Origin of the sequence: Paractinoplanes rishiriensis, from assembly GCF_016862375.1 — a bacterium.
Lineage (GTDB): Bacteria > Actinomycetota > Actinomycetes > Mycobacteriales > Micromonosporaceae > Actinoplanes > Actinoplanes rishiriensis.
The window spans coordinates 157,289-172,787 of sequence record NZ_BOMV01000013.1 but is presented as its reverse complement, the minus strand read 5'-3'; the positions used below and the strand labels follow the sequence as shown (position 1 = coordinate 172,787).

Here is a 15,499-nt window from a genome sequence, read left to right as displayed (position 1 = left end):
CTGACCAGCCGCTCGCCGACCTCGGTAGGCTCCGCATCAAGGAATCTTCTTCTGAGGTAGGGGCTCGATCGGGTGTTCAGCCGTATTGCGATCGTCAACCGCGGTGAGGCCGCGATGAGGCTCATCCATGCCGTCCGGGAATTGGCCGCCGAGACCGGACGGCCGATCGAGACCGTCGCGCTCTATACCGACGTCGACCGAGCCTCGACGTTCGTGCGCAACGCCGACCGCGGTTACGACCTGGGGCCGGCCGCCGCCCGCCCGTACCTCAACCTCAAGCTCCTCGAGCACGCGCTGGTCGAGACCGGTGCCGACGCCGCCTGGGTCGGCTGGGGCTTCGTGGCCGAGGACCCGGCGTTCGCCGAGTTGTGCGAGCGGGTCGGCGTGACGTTCATCGGCCCCGACGCCGAGGCGATGCGCCAACTCGGCGACAAGATCGGCGCGAAGCTGATCGCCGAGGAGGTCGGCGTCCCGGTGGCGCCGTGGAGCCGGGGCCCGGTCGAGACCCTCGACGAGGCGCTGGTGGCGGCCGAGCGGATCGGTTACCCGCTGATGCTCAAGGCCACCGCGGGCGGCGGCGGGCGCGGCATCCGGGTGGTCCGCGACGGCGACCAGCTCGCCGACGCGTACGAGCGCACCAGCCAGGAGGCCGCCCGGGCCTTCGGCAGCGGCGTGGTCTTCCTGGAGCGCCTGGTCACCGGCGCGCGGCACGTCGAGGTCCAGGTGATCGCCGACGGCCAGGGCACCGCGTGGGCGCTGGGCGTGCGCGACTGCTCGGTGCAGCGCCGCAATCAGAAGGTGATCGAGGAGTCGGCGTCGCCGGTGCTGCCGGCCGAGCGGGTCGCCGAACTCAAGGCGTCTGCCGAGCGGCTGGCCGTCGCGGTGGGCTACCGGGGCGCCGCCACCGTCGAGTTCCTCTACCACCCCGGCGACGACCTGCTCGCCTTCCTCGAGGTCAACACGCGGCTCCAGGTGGAGCACCCGATCACCGAGTCGACCACCGGTTTCGACCTGGTGAAGGCCCAGCTGCACGTGGCGTCCGGCGGCCGGCTGGAGGGCACGCCGCCGGCCGAGCGCGGGCACGCCATCGAGGCCCGGCTCAACGCCGAGGACCCGGACCGCGACTTCGCCCCGGCGCCGGGCCGGATCGCCCGGATGGACCTGCCGGCCGGTCCGGGCATCCGGGTGGACACCGGCGTGAGCGTCGGCGACACCATCCCGGGTGACTTCGACTCGATGATCGCCAAGGTCATCGCGTACGGGCACGACCGCGACGAGGCGCTGGGCCGGCTGCGCCGGGCCATGGCCGAGACCACCGTGATCATCGAAGGCGGCGCGACCAACAAGAGCTTCGTGCTCGACCTCCTCGACCAGCCCGAGGTGATCGACGGCAGCGCCGACACCGGCTGGATCGACCGGGTGCGCGGCGACGGCCGGCTGATTTCGCACCGGCACTCCGCGGTGGCGCTGGCCGCCGCCGCGATCGAGGCGTACGAGGAGGAGGAACGCGGTGAGCAGCAGCGGCTGCTGTCCACCGCCTTCGGCGGCCGCCCGCAGGTGCGCCACGACAGCGGCCGGCCGCTCGACCTCAAGCTGCGCGGCGCCGGCTACCGCGTGCGGGTCGCCCGGGTGGGCGCGCACCGGTTCCGGGTGGGCGTCGAGGCCGGCACCGAGGTGCGCACCGCCGACGTCGAGTTGGAGCGGTTCGACCGGCACGCCGGCCGGATCGTGGTGAACGGCACCCGGCACCGGCTGGCCACCGGCACGCACGGCGCGGTCCACCTGGTCGAGGTCGACGGCGTCACCCACCGGGTGGGCCGCGACGAGGGCGGGGTGCTGCGCGCCCCGATGCCCGCGCTGGTGGTCGCCACCCCGCTGGCGGTCGGCGCCGAGGTCGAGGCGGGCGCGCCCGTGCTCGTCCTGGAGGCCATGAAGATGGAGGCCGTACTGCGCGCGCCGGTGAAGGCGCGCCTCAAGGAGTGCCACGTCACGGTCGGCAGCAAGGTCGACGCGGGCGCGCCGCTGCTGCGGCTCGAACCGCTGGCCGACGCCGAGGCCGAGGACCAGGCCGGCGCCGACGGGGTGGAGATCGACCTGCCGGCCGCCCCGGCCGACCTGCCGGCCCGTCAGCGCGCCGCCCGCGGCCAGGAAGACCTGCGCAGCCTGCTGCTCGGCTTCGACGTCGACCCGCACGACAACCGCCGCACCCTGGACGGTTACCTGACCGCCCGCCGCGCCGCCGCCGAGGAGGGCCACCGCCCGCTGGCCGGCGAGGTGGAACTGCTGGACGTGTTCGCCGACCTGACCGAGCTGAGCCGCAACCGCCCGGCCGGCGAGGACGGCCGGGGCGACACCCACGTGCACAGCCCGCGGGAGTACTTCCACACGTACCTCCAAAGCCTTGATGCGGAACGGGCCGGCCTGCCCGACACGTTCCAGGCGCGGCTCACGAAGGCGCTCGGCCACTACGGCATCACCGACCTGGAGCGCACCCCCGCGCTCGAGGCAGCGGTGTTCCGGATCTTCCTGGCCCAGCAGCGGTCCGCCGCCGACGCCGCGGTGATCGCCGCCCTGCTGCGCGCGTGGCTGCCCGAGCCGCCGCCGGACGAGACGCTGCGCGAACCCGCCGGTCTCGCCCTGGAACGCCTGGTCGCCGCCACCCAGGTCCGGTTCCCGGCGCTGGCCGACCTGGCCCGCGGCGTGGTGTTCGCCTGGTTCGGCCAGCCGCTGCTGCGCCGCAACCGGGCCCTGGTCTACACCGAGATCCGCAAGCACCTGAAGCACCTGGACACCAACCCGGACGCGCCGGACCGCGCCGACCGGATCGCCTACATGGTGCGCAGCACCGAGCCGCTGGTCCGGCTGCTGGGCCGCCGCCTGGGCCGCCCCGGCCTGGACAACTCGGTGATGCTCGAGGTGCTCACCCGGCGCTACTACGGCAACAAGGGCATGGCCGGCGTGCACAGCGCGAAGGCCGCGGGCCACACCTTCGTGGTCGCCGACCGGCCGGGCTCGCGGGTGGTCTCGGCCGCGGTCGGCTTCGAGGCGGTCGGCAGCGCGCTGGCCGGGCTCGCCGAGCTGGCCACCGGCGACTCGGTCATCGACTCCGACATCTATCTCGCGTGGACGCAGCAGCCCGCCGACCCGGTCGAGATGGCCGCGGCCCTGCACGCCGTCGTCGACGCGCACCGGCTGCCGCACCAGGTCCGCCGGCTCACCCTGACCGTGGCGGGCCACAGCGGCGCGGTGATGCACCACCACTTCACGTTCCGCCCGTCGACCACCGGGATGACCGAGGAGCGGCTGATCCGCGGCCTGCACCCGCGGATCGCGCAGCGGATGCAACTGGAGCGGCTGCACAAGTTCGACCTCACCCGGCTGCCGTCCGCGGACGAGGAGGTCTACCTCTTCCAGTGCGTGGCCCGGCAGAACCCGTCGGACGACCGGCTGGTCGCCTTCGCCCAGGTGCGGGACCTGTCCGAACTGCGCGAGCACGACGGCCGGCTGGTCGCCCTGCCCACGGCTGAGTACACGGTGGCCACCTGCCTCGACTCGATCCGCCGGGCCCAGTCGCGGCGGCCGTCCGACAAGCGGTTCAACACCAACCGCATCGTGATCTACGTGTGGCCGGCGGTCGCCATCACCCGCAGCGAGATGGAGATGATCGCCCGCCGGATGGCGCCGACCACCGCGGGCGCCGGGCTCGAGGAGATCCTGTTCATCGCCCGGCAGCGGGACGCCGCCACCGGCGCGCTCACCAAGATCGCGGTGCGCATCTCGTTCGACACCACCGGCGGCACCGAGCTGACCATCGGCGCGCCGTCCACCGACCCGGTCGAGCCGCTCGACGGCTACCGGCAGAAGGTGCTGCGCGCCAGCAGCCGCAACACGGTCTACCCGTACGAGCTGACCGGGATGCTCGGCGATTTCGCCGAGTACGACCTGGACGACAACCACGTGCTGGTCCCGGTCGACCGGCCCAAGGGGCGCAATACCGCCGCGCTGGTGGCGGGCGTGATCAGCACGCCGACCGCGCGGCACCCGCAGGGCCTGCGCCGGGTGGTGCTGCTCGGCGACCCGACCAAGTCGCTGGGCGCCCTGTCCGAGCCGGAGTGCCGCCGGGTGGTCGCCGCGCTCGACCTGGCCGAGCGCCTCCAGGTGCCGCTGGAGTGGTACGCGCTGTCGGCCGGCGCCCGGATCTCGATGGAGTCCGGCACCGAGAACATGGACTGGGTGGCCGCGGCGCTGCGCCGGATCGTCGAGTTCACCCAGGACGGCGGCGAGATCAACATCCTGGTCGCGGGCATCAACGTGGGCGCCCAGCCGTACTGGAACGCCGAGGCCACGATGCTCATGCACACCAAGGGCATCCTGGTGATGACGCCGGATTCGGCCATGGTGCTGACCGGCAAGCAGTCGCTCGACTTCTCCGGCGGCGTCTCGGCCGAGGACAACTTCGGCATCGGCGGGTATGACCGGGTGATGGGGCCGAACGGGCAGGCCCAGTACTGGGCGCCCAACCTGGCCGCCGCGCGCGACATCCTGATGACCCACTACGACCACACCTATGTGGCGCCGGGCGAGACCGCGCCGCGGCGGGCCACCACCACCGACCCGGTCGACCGGGACATCACCGACTTCCCGCACGCCGGGGCCGGCTCCGACTTCACCACGGTCGGCGAGATCTTCTCGGCGGCGACGAACCCGGACCGCAAGAAGCCGTTCGACATCCGCAGCGTGATGCGGGCCCTCGCCGACCAGGACCACCCGTCGCTGGAACGCTGGGCCGGCATGGCCGACGCCGAGACCGCCGTGGTGCAGGACGTGCATCTGGGCGGCATCCCGGTGTGCCTGCTCGGCATCGAGTCGCGCTCGGTGCCGCGGCGCGGCTTTCCGCCCACCGACGGCCCCGACACCTACACCGCCGGCACGTTGTTTCCCCGCTCGTCCAAGAAGGCGGCCCGCGCGATCAACACGGCCAGCGGCAACCGGCCGCTGGTCGTCCTGGCGAACCTCTCCGGATTCGACGGCTCGCCGGAGTCCATGCGCAAACTGCAGCTGGAGTACGGCGCGGAGATCGGCCGGGCGGTCGTCAACTTCCGCGGCCCGATCGTGTTCTGTGTGATCTCGCGCTACCACGGCGGTGCCTTCGTCGTCTTTTCCAAGGCGCTCAACCCGAACATGACCGTGCTGGCGCTGGAGGGCTCGTTCGCCTCGGTGCTCGGCGGTGCGCCGGCCGCGGCGGTGGTCTTCACCGGTGACGTCAACGCGCGTACCGCGGCCGACCCCCGGGTGCGGGAGCTGGAGGCCCGGGTGGGCGCCGCGACCGCCGCCGAACGCGGCTCGCTGGCCGCCGAGCTCGACGAACTGCGCGCGTCGGTGCGCACCGAGAAGCTGGGCGAGGTGGCGGCCGAGTTCGACCGGGTGCACAGCATCCAGCGTGCGGTCGAGGTGGGTTCGGTGGACGCCGTGATCCGGGCCGCCCAGTTGCGCCCGCGCATCATCGAGGCGATCGAGGTGCGGCTGCGGCAGCAGCGCTGAACCGGCGGATCCGGCCCCAGGGTTTGTACACCGACAGCACGGTGGCCAGGCTCAGGGTCGTGAGCGACACGATCGGCGGAAACATCAGGTTGGCGGTGTCGAGCGAGCTGGTCAGGCCCGCCGACACCGCCTCGCCGTGCGCGCGCACCCCGGGCATGCCCGGGTTGAGCGCCACCAGGATGAGCGTGCAGAGGACCAGGTTGAGCGTGAGCTTGACCGCGACCCACCAGTAGCGCAGCAGGCCCCACTTGCTGCCCAGCCCCAGAACCAGGCCGGTGACCAGGCAGACCAGCCCCGCGGTCAGCATCGGCAGGACCACAAAAGACCCGAGGGCCTGGTATGCGAGACCGCGCGCCCGCTCATCGCCGGCCAGGCCGACGGCGACGAGCACGGCCACGATCACGTCGACGCCGATCCAGGCGCCGGCGGACAGTATGTGCAGGACGAGCCACATTTTGCGGGTGGCCGGGCGGAGCGTGTGCAGAGCCATGCCGCCGAGCCTGCCGCCTTTCCGGCGGCGCCGCGTCTGACCCAGGTCTACTTCTCATCTACGACCACGGTCGGATGCGCCCGCCCCGCCGATGCGGCAACCTTGCGGCCGTGACCCGACTCCGCAGCGCCGTCCTCCCCCTTCTGCTCATCGCAGTCGGGCTGGTCACGCTGCCCCTGATCGACCGGATGCCGGTGCCGCACCGGCCAGTCGGCGCGCTGGCCGCCGCGTTCGTGGTCGCGGCCGGCGCCCTGACCGCCCTGCGGCACCGCTGGCCGGTCGTCACCGTGCTGGCCACCGCCGCGATCACCTCGGCCTATCTCCTGGCCGGCTATCCGTTCGGCCCGATCCTGCTGGCGTTCGCGGCCGGCGTCTACACGCTGGCCCGCGAGCGGCCGCTGCGCCCGGCCCTGGCCTGGTCGGCCGTCGCCCTGGCCGTGCTGGTCCCGCACACGTTCACCGACGAGCTGGGGTTCGGCAGCCTGATCCCGGCGACCGCGTGGGTGGTGGTGCCGGCCACGCTGGGGGTGGCCCGGCGGATGGTCGCCGAGGCCCAGTCCCGGGAACGCGCCGAGGCCGAGCGCCGCATCGTCGACGCCGAGCGGCTGCGGCTCGCCCAGGAGGTGCACGACGTGGTGGGGCACGGGCTCGCCGCGATACAGATGCAGGCCGAGATCGCGCTGCACCTGCGCGCCACCCGGCCTGCGCAGGCCGACGCCGCACTCACCGCGATCAGCTCGGCCAGTGCCGAGGCGCTGGCCGAGCTGCGGGCGACCCTGGCGGCCATAGCGCCCGACCAGGCGCCGGAGGATCGGGCACCGACGCCCGGCCTGGCCCGGGTGCCGCGGCTGTGCGACCGGGTGCGGGCGTCCGGCGTGACGGTCGACCTCACCGTCGCGGGCCGGGAACGCCCGTTGCCCGCGGCCGCCGACGTGGTGGCCTACCGGGTGTTGCAGGAGTCCCTCACCAACGTGGTGAAGCACTCGGCCCACCCGCGCGCCGCGATCACCATCGGCCACCAGTCCGACCGCGTCGAGCTCACGGTCAGCAACCAGGCCCTCGATGCCGACCACGTGGAGGGCCTCGGCATCACCGGCATGCGCCGCAGGGTCGAACACCTCGGCGGCACGCTGACCGTGCGCCACGACCCGGGCGGCGCCGGCACCTTCACCGTGGCCGCCACCATCCCCCGGGAGGCATCGTGATCACCGTCCTGCTGGCCGACGACCAGGATCTCGTCCGCTTCGGGCTGCGCGCACTGTTCGAGGCCGAGGAGGGCTTCACGGTCGTGGCCGAGGCCGCCGACGGCCTGGCCGCGGTCGAGGAGACCCGCCGCACCCGGCCCGACGTCGTGCTCATGGACATCCGGATGCCCGGCATCGACGGTCTCGAGGCGACCCGCCGCATCGTCGCCGACCCCGGCCTGTCCGGCACCCGGGTGATCGTGCTGACCACCTTCGAGCGCGACGAGTACGTCTTCGACGCCCTGCGCATCGGCGCCAGCGGCTTCCTGCTCAAGGACACCAAGCCGGCCGCCCTGCTCGAGGCCGTCCGCACGGTCGTCGACGGCGGCGCGCTACTGGGCCCGTCGGTGACCCGCACGGTGATCCGCGAGTTCGCCGGCCTGGCCCCGCGCCCGGTCACCCCGGTTCCGGGCCTCGGCCAGCTCACCGACCGCGAACGGGAGGTGGTCACCCTGGTGGCCCAGGGCCTGACCAATCACGAGATCGCCGAACGCCTGTTCGTCAGCCCCGCCACGGCCCGCACCCACGTGAGCCGGTCCATGATCAAGCTGGGCGCCCGCGACCGCGCCCAGCTCGTCGTCTTCGCCTTCCAGTCGGGACTGGCATGAGATGGCTTACGGGTACTTGGCACGCACTCCCGCGATGTCGTCGGCGGACAGGAAGCGATGCGAACCGGTGTACTGCGGGGCCATCAGGGCGCCCGCGACGCCGGAGTGCCGTAGCCCGATCGCGTGCCCGATCTCGTGGGCCGCGACCGTCACCAGATCGATCGGCTGGACCCCGGTGGACTGCTGGTTGGCGCTCCAGGTCTCCGAGTCGTCGAAGTGGACGTCGCCGGCGATCGCGCCGGTGTGCGTCGGCGGCGGGGAGAAAGCGTGCGCCAGCACGCCGTTCTGGTTGTCGAACGGGAACCCGTCACCGTGGTTGAAGCTTCCGAACGAGATGCGGATCGTGCCGAGGCTCGACGCGACCTCCTGCAGCCGCAGCCGGGATCCCGCCGAGTTCCACAGCTGCACGGCCTGGCGTACCGCGTTGCGCTGGGTGTCGAGGGTCAGGTCGTTGGTGCTCGCGGCGGTGAAGCTCCAGGTCACCGGCATGCTCGTCCAGGTGCCGGCGTCCAGCACGAACGCCACACGCCCGGCCGGCGCGGCGGGCAGGTCGTCGTAGTAGAGGACCTTAGGCGCGGCGACCTCCACGCCAGCCGGCTGGCCGGCGGTTGGCTGACCGTGGTCGTCGGCCTGGGCGACGGCCGGAGGGGTCAGCAGCAGTACAGCGGCGACAGCGACGACCGTGCGCCGGAACCGGTTGGCCGGCAGCCGTCTGAGCGACAGAACCATATTTCCTCCCTGGGGTCCGGTGATGCGTTGCTGACGGTCCCGCATGGCGGGCAGGACGTGCCGGGGAAACTGGACGGCATTGGACACGGCTGGACGGGCGCGAGCGCGTGGCGTGGTCCGGGAGGTCCGCGCTCCGACGGACACGCCCATCGACATCCCTCCGCGTACCATGTGGTGGCCGTGGTACCGCTTGCATGGATGGGCAGCGATGGACATCGTGGACGGCCGGGCCGAGACGCTGGCCGACCTGTCCCGGGCGCTGCGGGGCCTGCGCCGCCGCGATGCCCGGGAGCACGGTCAAGCGGAGCTGACCTACCGCGAGCTGGCGAGGAAGACCGGCTGGTCGGTGGGGATCATCGGGGCCTACTTCGCCGGCAAGGTACTGCCGCCCACCGACCGCTTCGACATCCTCGTCATGCTGCTGGGCGCCTCCCCGGCGGAGCGCGGCATGCTGGCCACCGCCCGCGACCGGATCGCGGAGCACCGGTACGCCCGGACGGCCCCGCCCGCGGCCGGGCGGTCCGGGGCCGTGCCGGCGGGACGAGCCGTCCCGATGCCGAATCAGCTACCGGCCGACGTGTACGGGTTCGTGGGCCGGGCCGACGAGTTCGCCGAGCTTGACCGGCTGCTGCCGGACGTCGACCCGCCGGCCAGGGTGGCGACGGTGTCCGGGACCGCGGGGGTGGGCAAGACCGCGCTCGCCGTGCACTGGGCGCACCGCGTCGTCGACCGGTTTCCGGACGGTCAGTTGTACGTGAACCTGCGCGGCTTCGACCCGGGCGCCGCACCGGTCACGCCAGACGTCGCCGTGCGTGGCTTCCTGATCGCCCTCGACGTACCGGTGCAGCGCATCCCCGCCGATCCGGACGAGCAGGCCGCGCTGTACCGCAGCCTGCTGGCGCGCAAGAGGGTCCTGATCGTGCTCGACAACTCCCGGGACGCCGCCCAGGTGCGGCCGCTGCTGCCCGGAGCACCGTCGTCGGTGGTCGTGGTGACCAGCCGGCACCGGCTGACCGGCCTGACCGCCACCGACGGGGCACATCCGGTGGATCTCCGCGAGCTGTCGCCGGCGGAGGCACGTGAGCTGTTGACCTACCGGCTCGGCGCGGCGCGTGTCGGCACCGAGCCGGCTGCCGTAGACGAGATCATCTCCCGGTGTGACCGGCTGCCGCTGGCACTGGCGGTCGTCGCCGCGCGCGCCGCGACGGATCGGCGCCTCACCCTGGCACGACTCGCCGACGAGCTGGCCGAAGCCGGCCGCCGGCTGGACGTCCTGGAGGTCGGGGATGCGGCGGCCGACGTCCGGGCGGTGTTCTCCTGGTCGTACCGCGCCCTACAGCCGGCCGCGGCTAGGCTGTTCCGGCTGCTGGGGTTGCATCCCGGCCCGGACATCGCCGTCACCGCCGCCGCCAGCCTGGCCGGTGTGCCGGCGTCGGACGCCACCCGGCAACTGGCCGACCTGACCTACGCCAACCTGGCGACCGAGCACGTCCCGGGCCGGTACGCCGTGCACGACCTGCTCCGCGGGTACGCCATCGAGCAGGCCCGGGCGTACGACGGTGACGACCAGCGGCGTGCGGCGGTCCAGCGATTGCTGGACCACTACGCCCGGACCGGCCACCGAGCGGCCTCGCTTCTCGATCCGGTGCACGAGGTGGACTCCGTCGGCCCTGCCCGACCGGGCGTGGCGGACCAGCTCTTCGCCGGACACCGGGAGGCGCTGGCCTGGCTCACCGCGGAGCACCGCGTGCTCCTGAACCTGGTAACCCTCGCAGTCGACCTGAATTTCGACGAGTACGCCTGCAACCTCGCCTGGGTCGCCGGTGTCTTCGGCAAGGTACGTGGACACTGGGCGGACTGGGCGGCCAGCCAGGAAGCCGCTCTGCCAGCCGCGTACCGGCTGGCAGACCGGGTCTGGCAGGCACGGACGCACCGGACACTGGCCAACGCGTACGCCCGCCTGCACCGCTACGAGGACAGCGAGGCGCATTCCCACCACGCGCTCGACCGCTACGGCGCGCTCGGTGACGAGATCGGTATGGCCCGTACGCACCGCGGGCTGTGCCTGACCCTCGAGTTGCAACGCCGCTACCCGGAGGCTCTGGCACACGCGCGCCGCAGCCGGGACCTCCTCCTGGGCACCGAGGACCACGCGGGACAGGCGTACGCCTACAACTCGGTCGGCTGGTACCACGCCCTGATCGGTGACTTCCCGGAGGCGCTGGACAACTGCCGGCGGGCGATCACCCTGCTCCGCCAGGTCGGCGACCGCCGCGGCGAGGCCACCGCCTGGGACAGCCTCGGCTACGCGCACCATCACCTCGGTCAGTTCCAGCAGGCCCTGGCCTGCTACGACCGGGCGATCACCACCTTCCAGGATCTCGGCGACCGCTTTTTCGAGGCCGACACGCTGGACCACATCGGCGACACCTACGAGGCTCTCGGCGAACACGACGCGGCTGAGGGCTCCTGGCAGCGTGCGCTGAGCGGCTTCGAGGAACTCGGCTGCAGCGAAGCCGACGAGGTCCGGACCAAACTGGGAAAGGGTCGTCACTGAGCCCCACGGCCGGGCTCTATCAGGCCGGGTGCGCCCGTTCCGCCACCGCGATCCGCTCGCCGTCGAAGACCGCCAGCTCGCGGCCGTCGAGCCGCTTCCGGTGCTCCTCGGCGCCGAGGTCCGCCAGCACGGTCAGCCCGTGCCCGGCCAGTCGCCCGGCGATTTCCGCCGGGTGATAGGCGGTCCGCCAGTTCAGCACCCGGCGCCACCGGGCGAACCGCGGATCCTCCGCCACCGCCCGCGGCAGATAGGTGATGACCAGGCGGCTGCCGGCCGGAAACCCACCGGCGTAGGCGATGATCTCCTCCACCGCGTCCGCCGGCAGATACATGCTCACCGCCTCGCAGAGCACCAGCGTGGGCACCGTGGCGTCCGCGCCCGCATCCGCCAGGCTCTGCCGCGTCAGGTCCAGCGGCACATACCGGACGTGGCCCGGCAGGCGGCCCAGGGCCCGGGTCAGCGCCTCCTTCTTCTCCTGCTGCACGCCGGGCAGGTCCAGCTCCAGCACCTGCGCCGCCGCCCGCATCTCGGGCATCCGGTAGGGCCTGGTGTCGAGGCCCGCGCCGATGACGACGACCTGCCGGCAGCCGGATGCCAGTGCCTCCCGGCAGGCGTCGTCGATGGCCCAGGTGCGGCACACCACGGCGCCGCGGAAACCCGGACCGGCCCGCTCCATCAGATGCAGGAAGGCCCAGCGCAGCGCCCGGTTGCGCACCAGGGCGGCCGACCAGCCGGTCAGCATCCGCCGGGCGAGATGGTCGTCACCCTCGATCGCCCGCAGCACCCCGGCGCCGACCGCGGTGCGTTCCACTCCCCTCGCCACGCCATACCCCCGTCACTCGAACCGCACCGTGTCCAGCCGGGTGGCGGTGTCCATGAAGGGCAGGGCGATCAGCGACACGGCGAACGCGACCAGACCGCCCACCCCGAGTCCGATGAGGAACGAGGCGCTGGGCAGAATCCAGTCTTGCGGCGGAACGGTGACGAGCGAGACCAGCGTCGCCAGTCCGACACCGAGCAGCACCGTGAAGGCGAGCGGCGCGCCGGTCTCCAGCAGCACGATCCGCCGCAGATCGCCGAGGCGGACCCCGGAGGCGCGCAGCACGGCCAGCGGACGCCGCCGCTCCAGCACACCGGTGATCACCGAGACGGTCAGGCTGCACGCGGTCACCAGCAGGACGAAGATCAGCGCGTACGGCAGAAGGGCGGCCATGCTGGTGGCGCTGAGCAGCGGGCCGGCCGTCAGCTCGGTGCTGGTCTTGCTGCGCGACTGGGGCACCACGGTGGCGGCCAGGGTGCGGATCCGCTCCTGCGCGGCGGCGCTGCCGTCGGTCGGGATCAGCAGGGTCTGCACGGGCAGCCGGCCGGCGGTGGGGCCGGGCTCGGCGTACGACATCGGCTGGAAGATGTGGTCGGCCGCGCTCGCCCCGGGGTAGGGCAGGATGAACAGGTCCCTGGCGCGCAGGAAGGCCTGGCTGTCGTCGCCGTTCTCCTCGTACTGCGGCAGCGGGCAGGCGAGGTCGCTCACCCGCGCCAGGTCGGCGCACGGCACCACGATCTGGTCGCCCGGCCCGATGCGGGCCACCACGGTGCCGGGGCTCGCCAGCGCGCCGAGCCGGTCCTCGGGCACGCCCTGGACGTGCACCGCCACCACCCCGGCGTCGAGGACCGACGCGGTGTCCTGATGCTCGGGCTGCTCATAGGCGGCTGCCGCGAAGCCGAGCAGCGTGGCGACATAGATCGCCACGGCGGCGCCGGAGACCGCACGGAAGGTGCTGTACGGGTCGGCCGCGATCCGGCGAGCCACCAGGAGGCCGGTGGCGCTGCGGGTGACCCGGGCCATCCCACGGCTGATCCACAGGCACACCCAGGCGCCCGCCAGGAAGAAACCGGCCAGGATCGACAGCGCCGAGAGCGTGAACATCAACGAGAGCGTGCCCTGCACCAACTGGGAGCTCTCGTGATACTGCGGGGCGTTCTGGGCCCGGGCGACGAGCCAGACACCGAGCACACCCACGATGATCGGCATGAGCCGCCAGACGGTCGGCGGCCGGCGCCGGGCCCGGTGCCGCACCCCGAGCGGCGACATCTGCACCGGGTGCAGCGCGACCAGCGTGGTGAGCACGGCGACCAGCGGGATGCCGAACAGCACGATGAGCTGGCGCGACGCCGGCACCGCGACGTCCGCCGGGAAGATCGGCGTGCCGTGGCCGAGTGTCACCACGTTCGCCACCGCCGGCCGGAACCCATGGAAGGCGAGCCAGCCGAGCAGCGTCCCGGCGATGGCGGCGGCCGCCGTCTCGGTGGCGGCCAGCACCGCGGTCTGCAGGCGGGTGGCGCCGGCCAGCCGGACCGCGGCGAAACGCACCTCGCGCCGCGGTCCGCCGACCCGGGTGGTCATCGCGACAAACACCACGACCGGCCCGATGATCAGCACCGCGATCATGCTGAAGAAGATGCCCCACAGCGCGGCCAGGTCGAGTCCTTCGCCCGGCTGTTCGATGCCGCGGATCTCGACCGCACCCGGCACGGTTCGCAGCTCGTCCGGCGCGTGCCCGATGATCGCCACCAGTTCGCCGGGCATGAGCAGGCCCGCGGCCCCGATGCTGCCCGCCGGCCGGCCGGGATAGCGGTTGTCCAACTGGTCATCGGGCACCTCCGGCAGCAGCGCGGCCAGCGCGGGCGAGAGCAGCTTCTCTCCCGGGCCGGGCAACCGGTCCACGCCCGGCGGCAGCGGCGGCCGCGGCCCGAGCGCCGCGACGTGCACCCGGACGATGTCCCGGCCCTGGTAGTGGTCGGTGACGGCCAGCCAGAGCGCCGGGTCGGGTGCGGTGGGTGCGGTCTGCGCCGTGGTGCGGTGCCAGGCCAGCCGGTCGGTGTGACTCTGCAGCACCGGCACCGCCGCGAGCGCGTACAGGATCAGCGGGACGCCGACCGCGACGCCGACGGCCATCAGCGCCATCCGGGCGGCGCTCTCGCGGCCGCCGGCGAACGCCATCCGGATGCCGAGCAGGATGTTCACGACATCGCCGCCGGCAGGACCGCCCGGCCGTCGCGGACCGTGAGCTGGCGATCGGCGTACGCGGCCACCCGCGCCTCGTGGGTGACCAGCACGACCGTGGCGCCCTCGGTCTTCGCGGTGGTCACCAGCATCTCCATCACCTGGTCGGCGGCCACCGAGTCGAGCGCGCCGGTCGGCTCGTCGGCGAACACGACCCGCGGACCGGCGATCAGCGCCCGGGCCACCGCGGCCCGCTGCGCCTGCCCGCCGGACACCTCGCCGGGCAGCCGGTCGGCCGACTGTTCCAGGCCCAGCCGCGGCAGCCACTTGCCGGCCTCGGCGAGCGCGGCACCACGGCCCCGGCCGGCGAGCAGCAGCGGCAGCGCGATGTTCTCCCGCACCGGCAACTCGGGCACGAGCTGGCCGAACTGGAAGACGAACCCGAACTCGGTCCGGCGCAGCCGGCTGCGCTCCCGGTCGCCCATCCGGTCCACCCGGCGGCCGTCGAAGGTCACCTCGCCGCCGTCCGGGGTGAGGATGCCGGCGAGGCAGTGCAGCAGCGTCGACTTGCCGGACCCGCTGGGCCCCATGACCGCGACCACCTCGCCGGCGGCGACCGCGATGTCGGCGCCGCGCAGTGCCGGCACCGGCCCGAAACTCTTGTGCAGCCCGCTGCCGGTCAGCAGCGGTGACGCAACCCCGGTCACAGCCGTATCTCCGTGGCGAGCGTGTCCAGGTTGCCGGCCGCGTGCTCGATCCAGCGCAGGTCGGCCTCGATGTGGAAGAGCTGGTAGTCGATCAGCATGGTGTCCCGCTGCGAGGCACCGCGTTTCGCCGCGGTCAGTTCGCGCATCACCGCGAGGTGCCGCTGACGCTGGTCCTCCAGGAACGCGTCGGCGGGCTTGCCGGACAGCAGCGCGAGCGCCACCTTGGTGAACAGCACGGTCTGCAGCTGCGGCTGCGGGTCCTCGGGTTCGGCCAGCCAGCGTTCCAAGTCCGTCACCCCGTTCGTGGTGATCGCGTAGCGCTTCCGGTCCGGCCCGGAGCCCGGCTCGACCCCCACGGTCTCGATCAGCCCGTCCCGCTCCAGCTGGGCAAGCGTCCGGTACACCTGCCCGAACCGCAGCGGCCGGACCGAACCGAACCGCCGGTCATACGACTGCTTCAGGTCATAGCCGTGCCGGTCGGCCTCGTTGAGCAGCCCCAACAACGTGTACGACACCGTCATACGCCGGACTATACCCACTGGGTATACCCGTTGGGAATACCCGCCGGTGCGTCAAACAAAGGGGGCACCGCCGGGTCCGGCGGTGCCCCCTTTGTGGGTGT

The 15,499-nt window shown here is 73.0% G+C and carries 10 protein-coding genes; 4 read left to right on the top strand and 6 right to left on the bottom strand.

Annotated elements, in window-relative coordinates; genetic code table 11:
* The first annotated feature begins 72 nt into the window (after positions 1-72).
* Positions 73-5,541 carry an ATP-binding protein gene (locus Ari01nite_RS09795; protein WP_203780809.1) on the top strand — a complete coding sequence of 1,823 codons (5,469 nt, stop codon included), beginning with the start codon at positions 73-75 and terminating at the stop codon, positions 5,539-5,541.
* On the opposite strand, the gene Ari01nite_RS09790 is transcribed toward Ari01nite_RS09795, so the two are convergent.
* Positions 5,501-6,031, bottom strand: coding sequence for a hypothetical protein (locus Ari01nite_RS09790; RefSeq protein WP_203780808.1), 531 nt, complete (start codon positions 6,029-6,031; stop codon positions 5,501-5,503). The genes Ari01nite_RS09795 and Ari01nite_RS09790 overlap by 41 nt on opposite strands.
* Before the next feature lie 110 nt (positions 6,032-6,141).
* On the opposite strand from Ari01nite_RS09790, the gene Ari01nite_RS09785 reads away from it, so the two are divergent.
* Both Ari01nite_RS09785 and Ari01nite_RS09780 read left to right on the top strand, forming a co-directional pair.
* Positions 6,142-7,236 carry a sensor histidine kinase gene (locus Ari01nite_RS09785; RefSeq protein WP_203780807.1) on the top strand — a complete coding sequence of 365 codons (1,095 nt, stop codon included), beginning with the start codon at positions 6,142-6,144 and terminating at the stop codon, positions 7,234-7,236.
* The gene (locus Ari01nite_RS09780; RefSeq protein WP_203780806.1) at positions 7,233-7,883 is read left to right on the top strand and encodes a response regulator transcription factor; all 651 of its coding nucleotides are present in this window, start codon (positions 7,233-7,235) and stop codon (positions 7,881-7,883) included. The genes Ari01nite_RS09785 and Ari01nite_RS09780 overlap by 4 nt, the downstream gene beginning before the upstream one ends.
* A 6-nt stretch (positions 7,884-7,889) precedes the next feature.
* Here the strand turns inward: Ari01nite_RS09780 and Ari01nite_RS09775 are convergent, their stop codons facing one another.
* On the bottom strand, positions 7,890-8,612 hold the full coding sequence (locus tag Ari01nite_RS09775) for a matrixin family metalloprotease (protein ID WP_203780805.1): 723 nt from the start codon (positions 8,610-8,612) through the stop codon (positions 7,890-7,892).
* 208 nt (positions 8,613-8,820) lie between these two features.
* Here Ari01nite_RS09775 and Ari01nite_RS09770 point away from each other — a divergent pair, with 208 nt between their 5' ends.
* Positions 8,821-11,169 carry an ATP-binding protein gene (locus Ari01nite_RS09770; protein WP_203780804.1) on the top strand — a complete coding sequence of 783 codons (2,349 nt, stop codon included), beginning with the start codon at positions 8,821-8,823 and terminating at the stop codon, positions 11,167-11,169.
* A 19-nt stretch (positions 11,170-11,188) separates the two neighbouring features.
* On the opposite strand, the gene Ari01nite_RS09765 is transcribed toward Ari01nite_RS09770, so the two are convergent.
* From Ari01nite_RS09765 to Ari01nite_RS09750, 4 genes are read right to left on the bottom strand one after another with little or no spacing between them, the layout of a single operon-like run.
* Complete coding sequence (locus Ari01nite_RS09765) at positions 11,189-11,992, bottom strand: class I SAM-dependent methyltransferase (RefSeq protein WP_203780803.1); 804 nt, start codon at positions 11,990-11,992, stop codon at positions 11,189-11,191.
* Between the two features lie 12 nt (positions 11,993-12,004).
* Positions 12,005-14,191 carry an FtsX-like permease family protein gene (locus Ari01nite_RS09760; RefSeq protein WP_203780802.1) on the bottom strand — a complete coding sequence of 729 codons (2,187 nt, stop codon included), beginning with the start codon at positions 14,189-14,191 and terminating at the stop codon, positions 12,005-12,007.
* Positions 14,188-14,877: an ABC transporter ATP-binding protein gene (locus Ari01nite_RS09755; protein WP_203780801.1), complete on the bottom strand. Its 690-nt coding sequence runs from the start codon at positions 14,875-14,877 to the stop codon at positions 14,188-14,190. The genes Ari01nite_RS09760 and Ari01nite_RS09755 overlap by 4 nt, the downstream gene beginning before the upstream one ends.
* Positions 14,874-15,398 (bottom strand): PadR family transcriptional regulator, encoded by a 525-nt coding sequence (locus tag Ari01nite_RS09750; RefSeq protein ID WP_203780800.1) that lies wholly within the window; start codon positions 15,396-15,398, stop codon positions 14,874-14,876. Before Ari01nite_RS09750 ends, Ari01nite_RS09755 begins: the two co-directional genes overlap by 4 nt.
* Positions 15,399-15,499 lie beyond the last annotated feature (101 nt).

Coding starts and splice junctions, on each gene's coding strand:
- Ari01nite_RS09790 (WP_203780808.1), bottom strand. CDS start 6,031: ATGGCTCTGCACACGCTCCGCCCGGCCACCCGCAAAATGTGGCTCGTC.
- Ari01nite_RS09775 (WP_203780805.1), bottom strand. CDS start 8,612: ATGGTTCTGTCGCTCAGACGGCTGCCGGCCAACCGGTTCCGGCGCACG.
- Ari01nite_RS09770 (WP_203780804.1), top strand. CDS start 8,821: ATGGACATCGTGGACGGCCGGGCCGAGACGCTGGCCGACCTGTCCCGG.
- Ari01nite_RS09750 (WP_203780800.1), bottom strand. CDS start 15,398: ATGACGGTGTCGTACACGTTGTTGGGGCTGCTCAACGAGGCCGACCGG.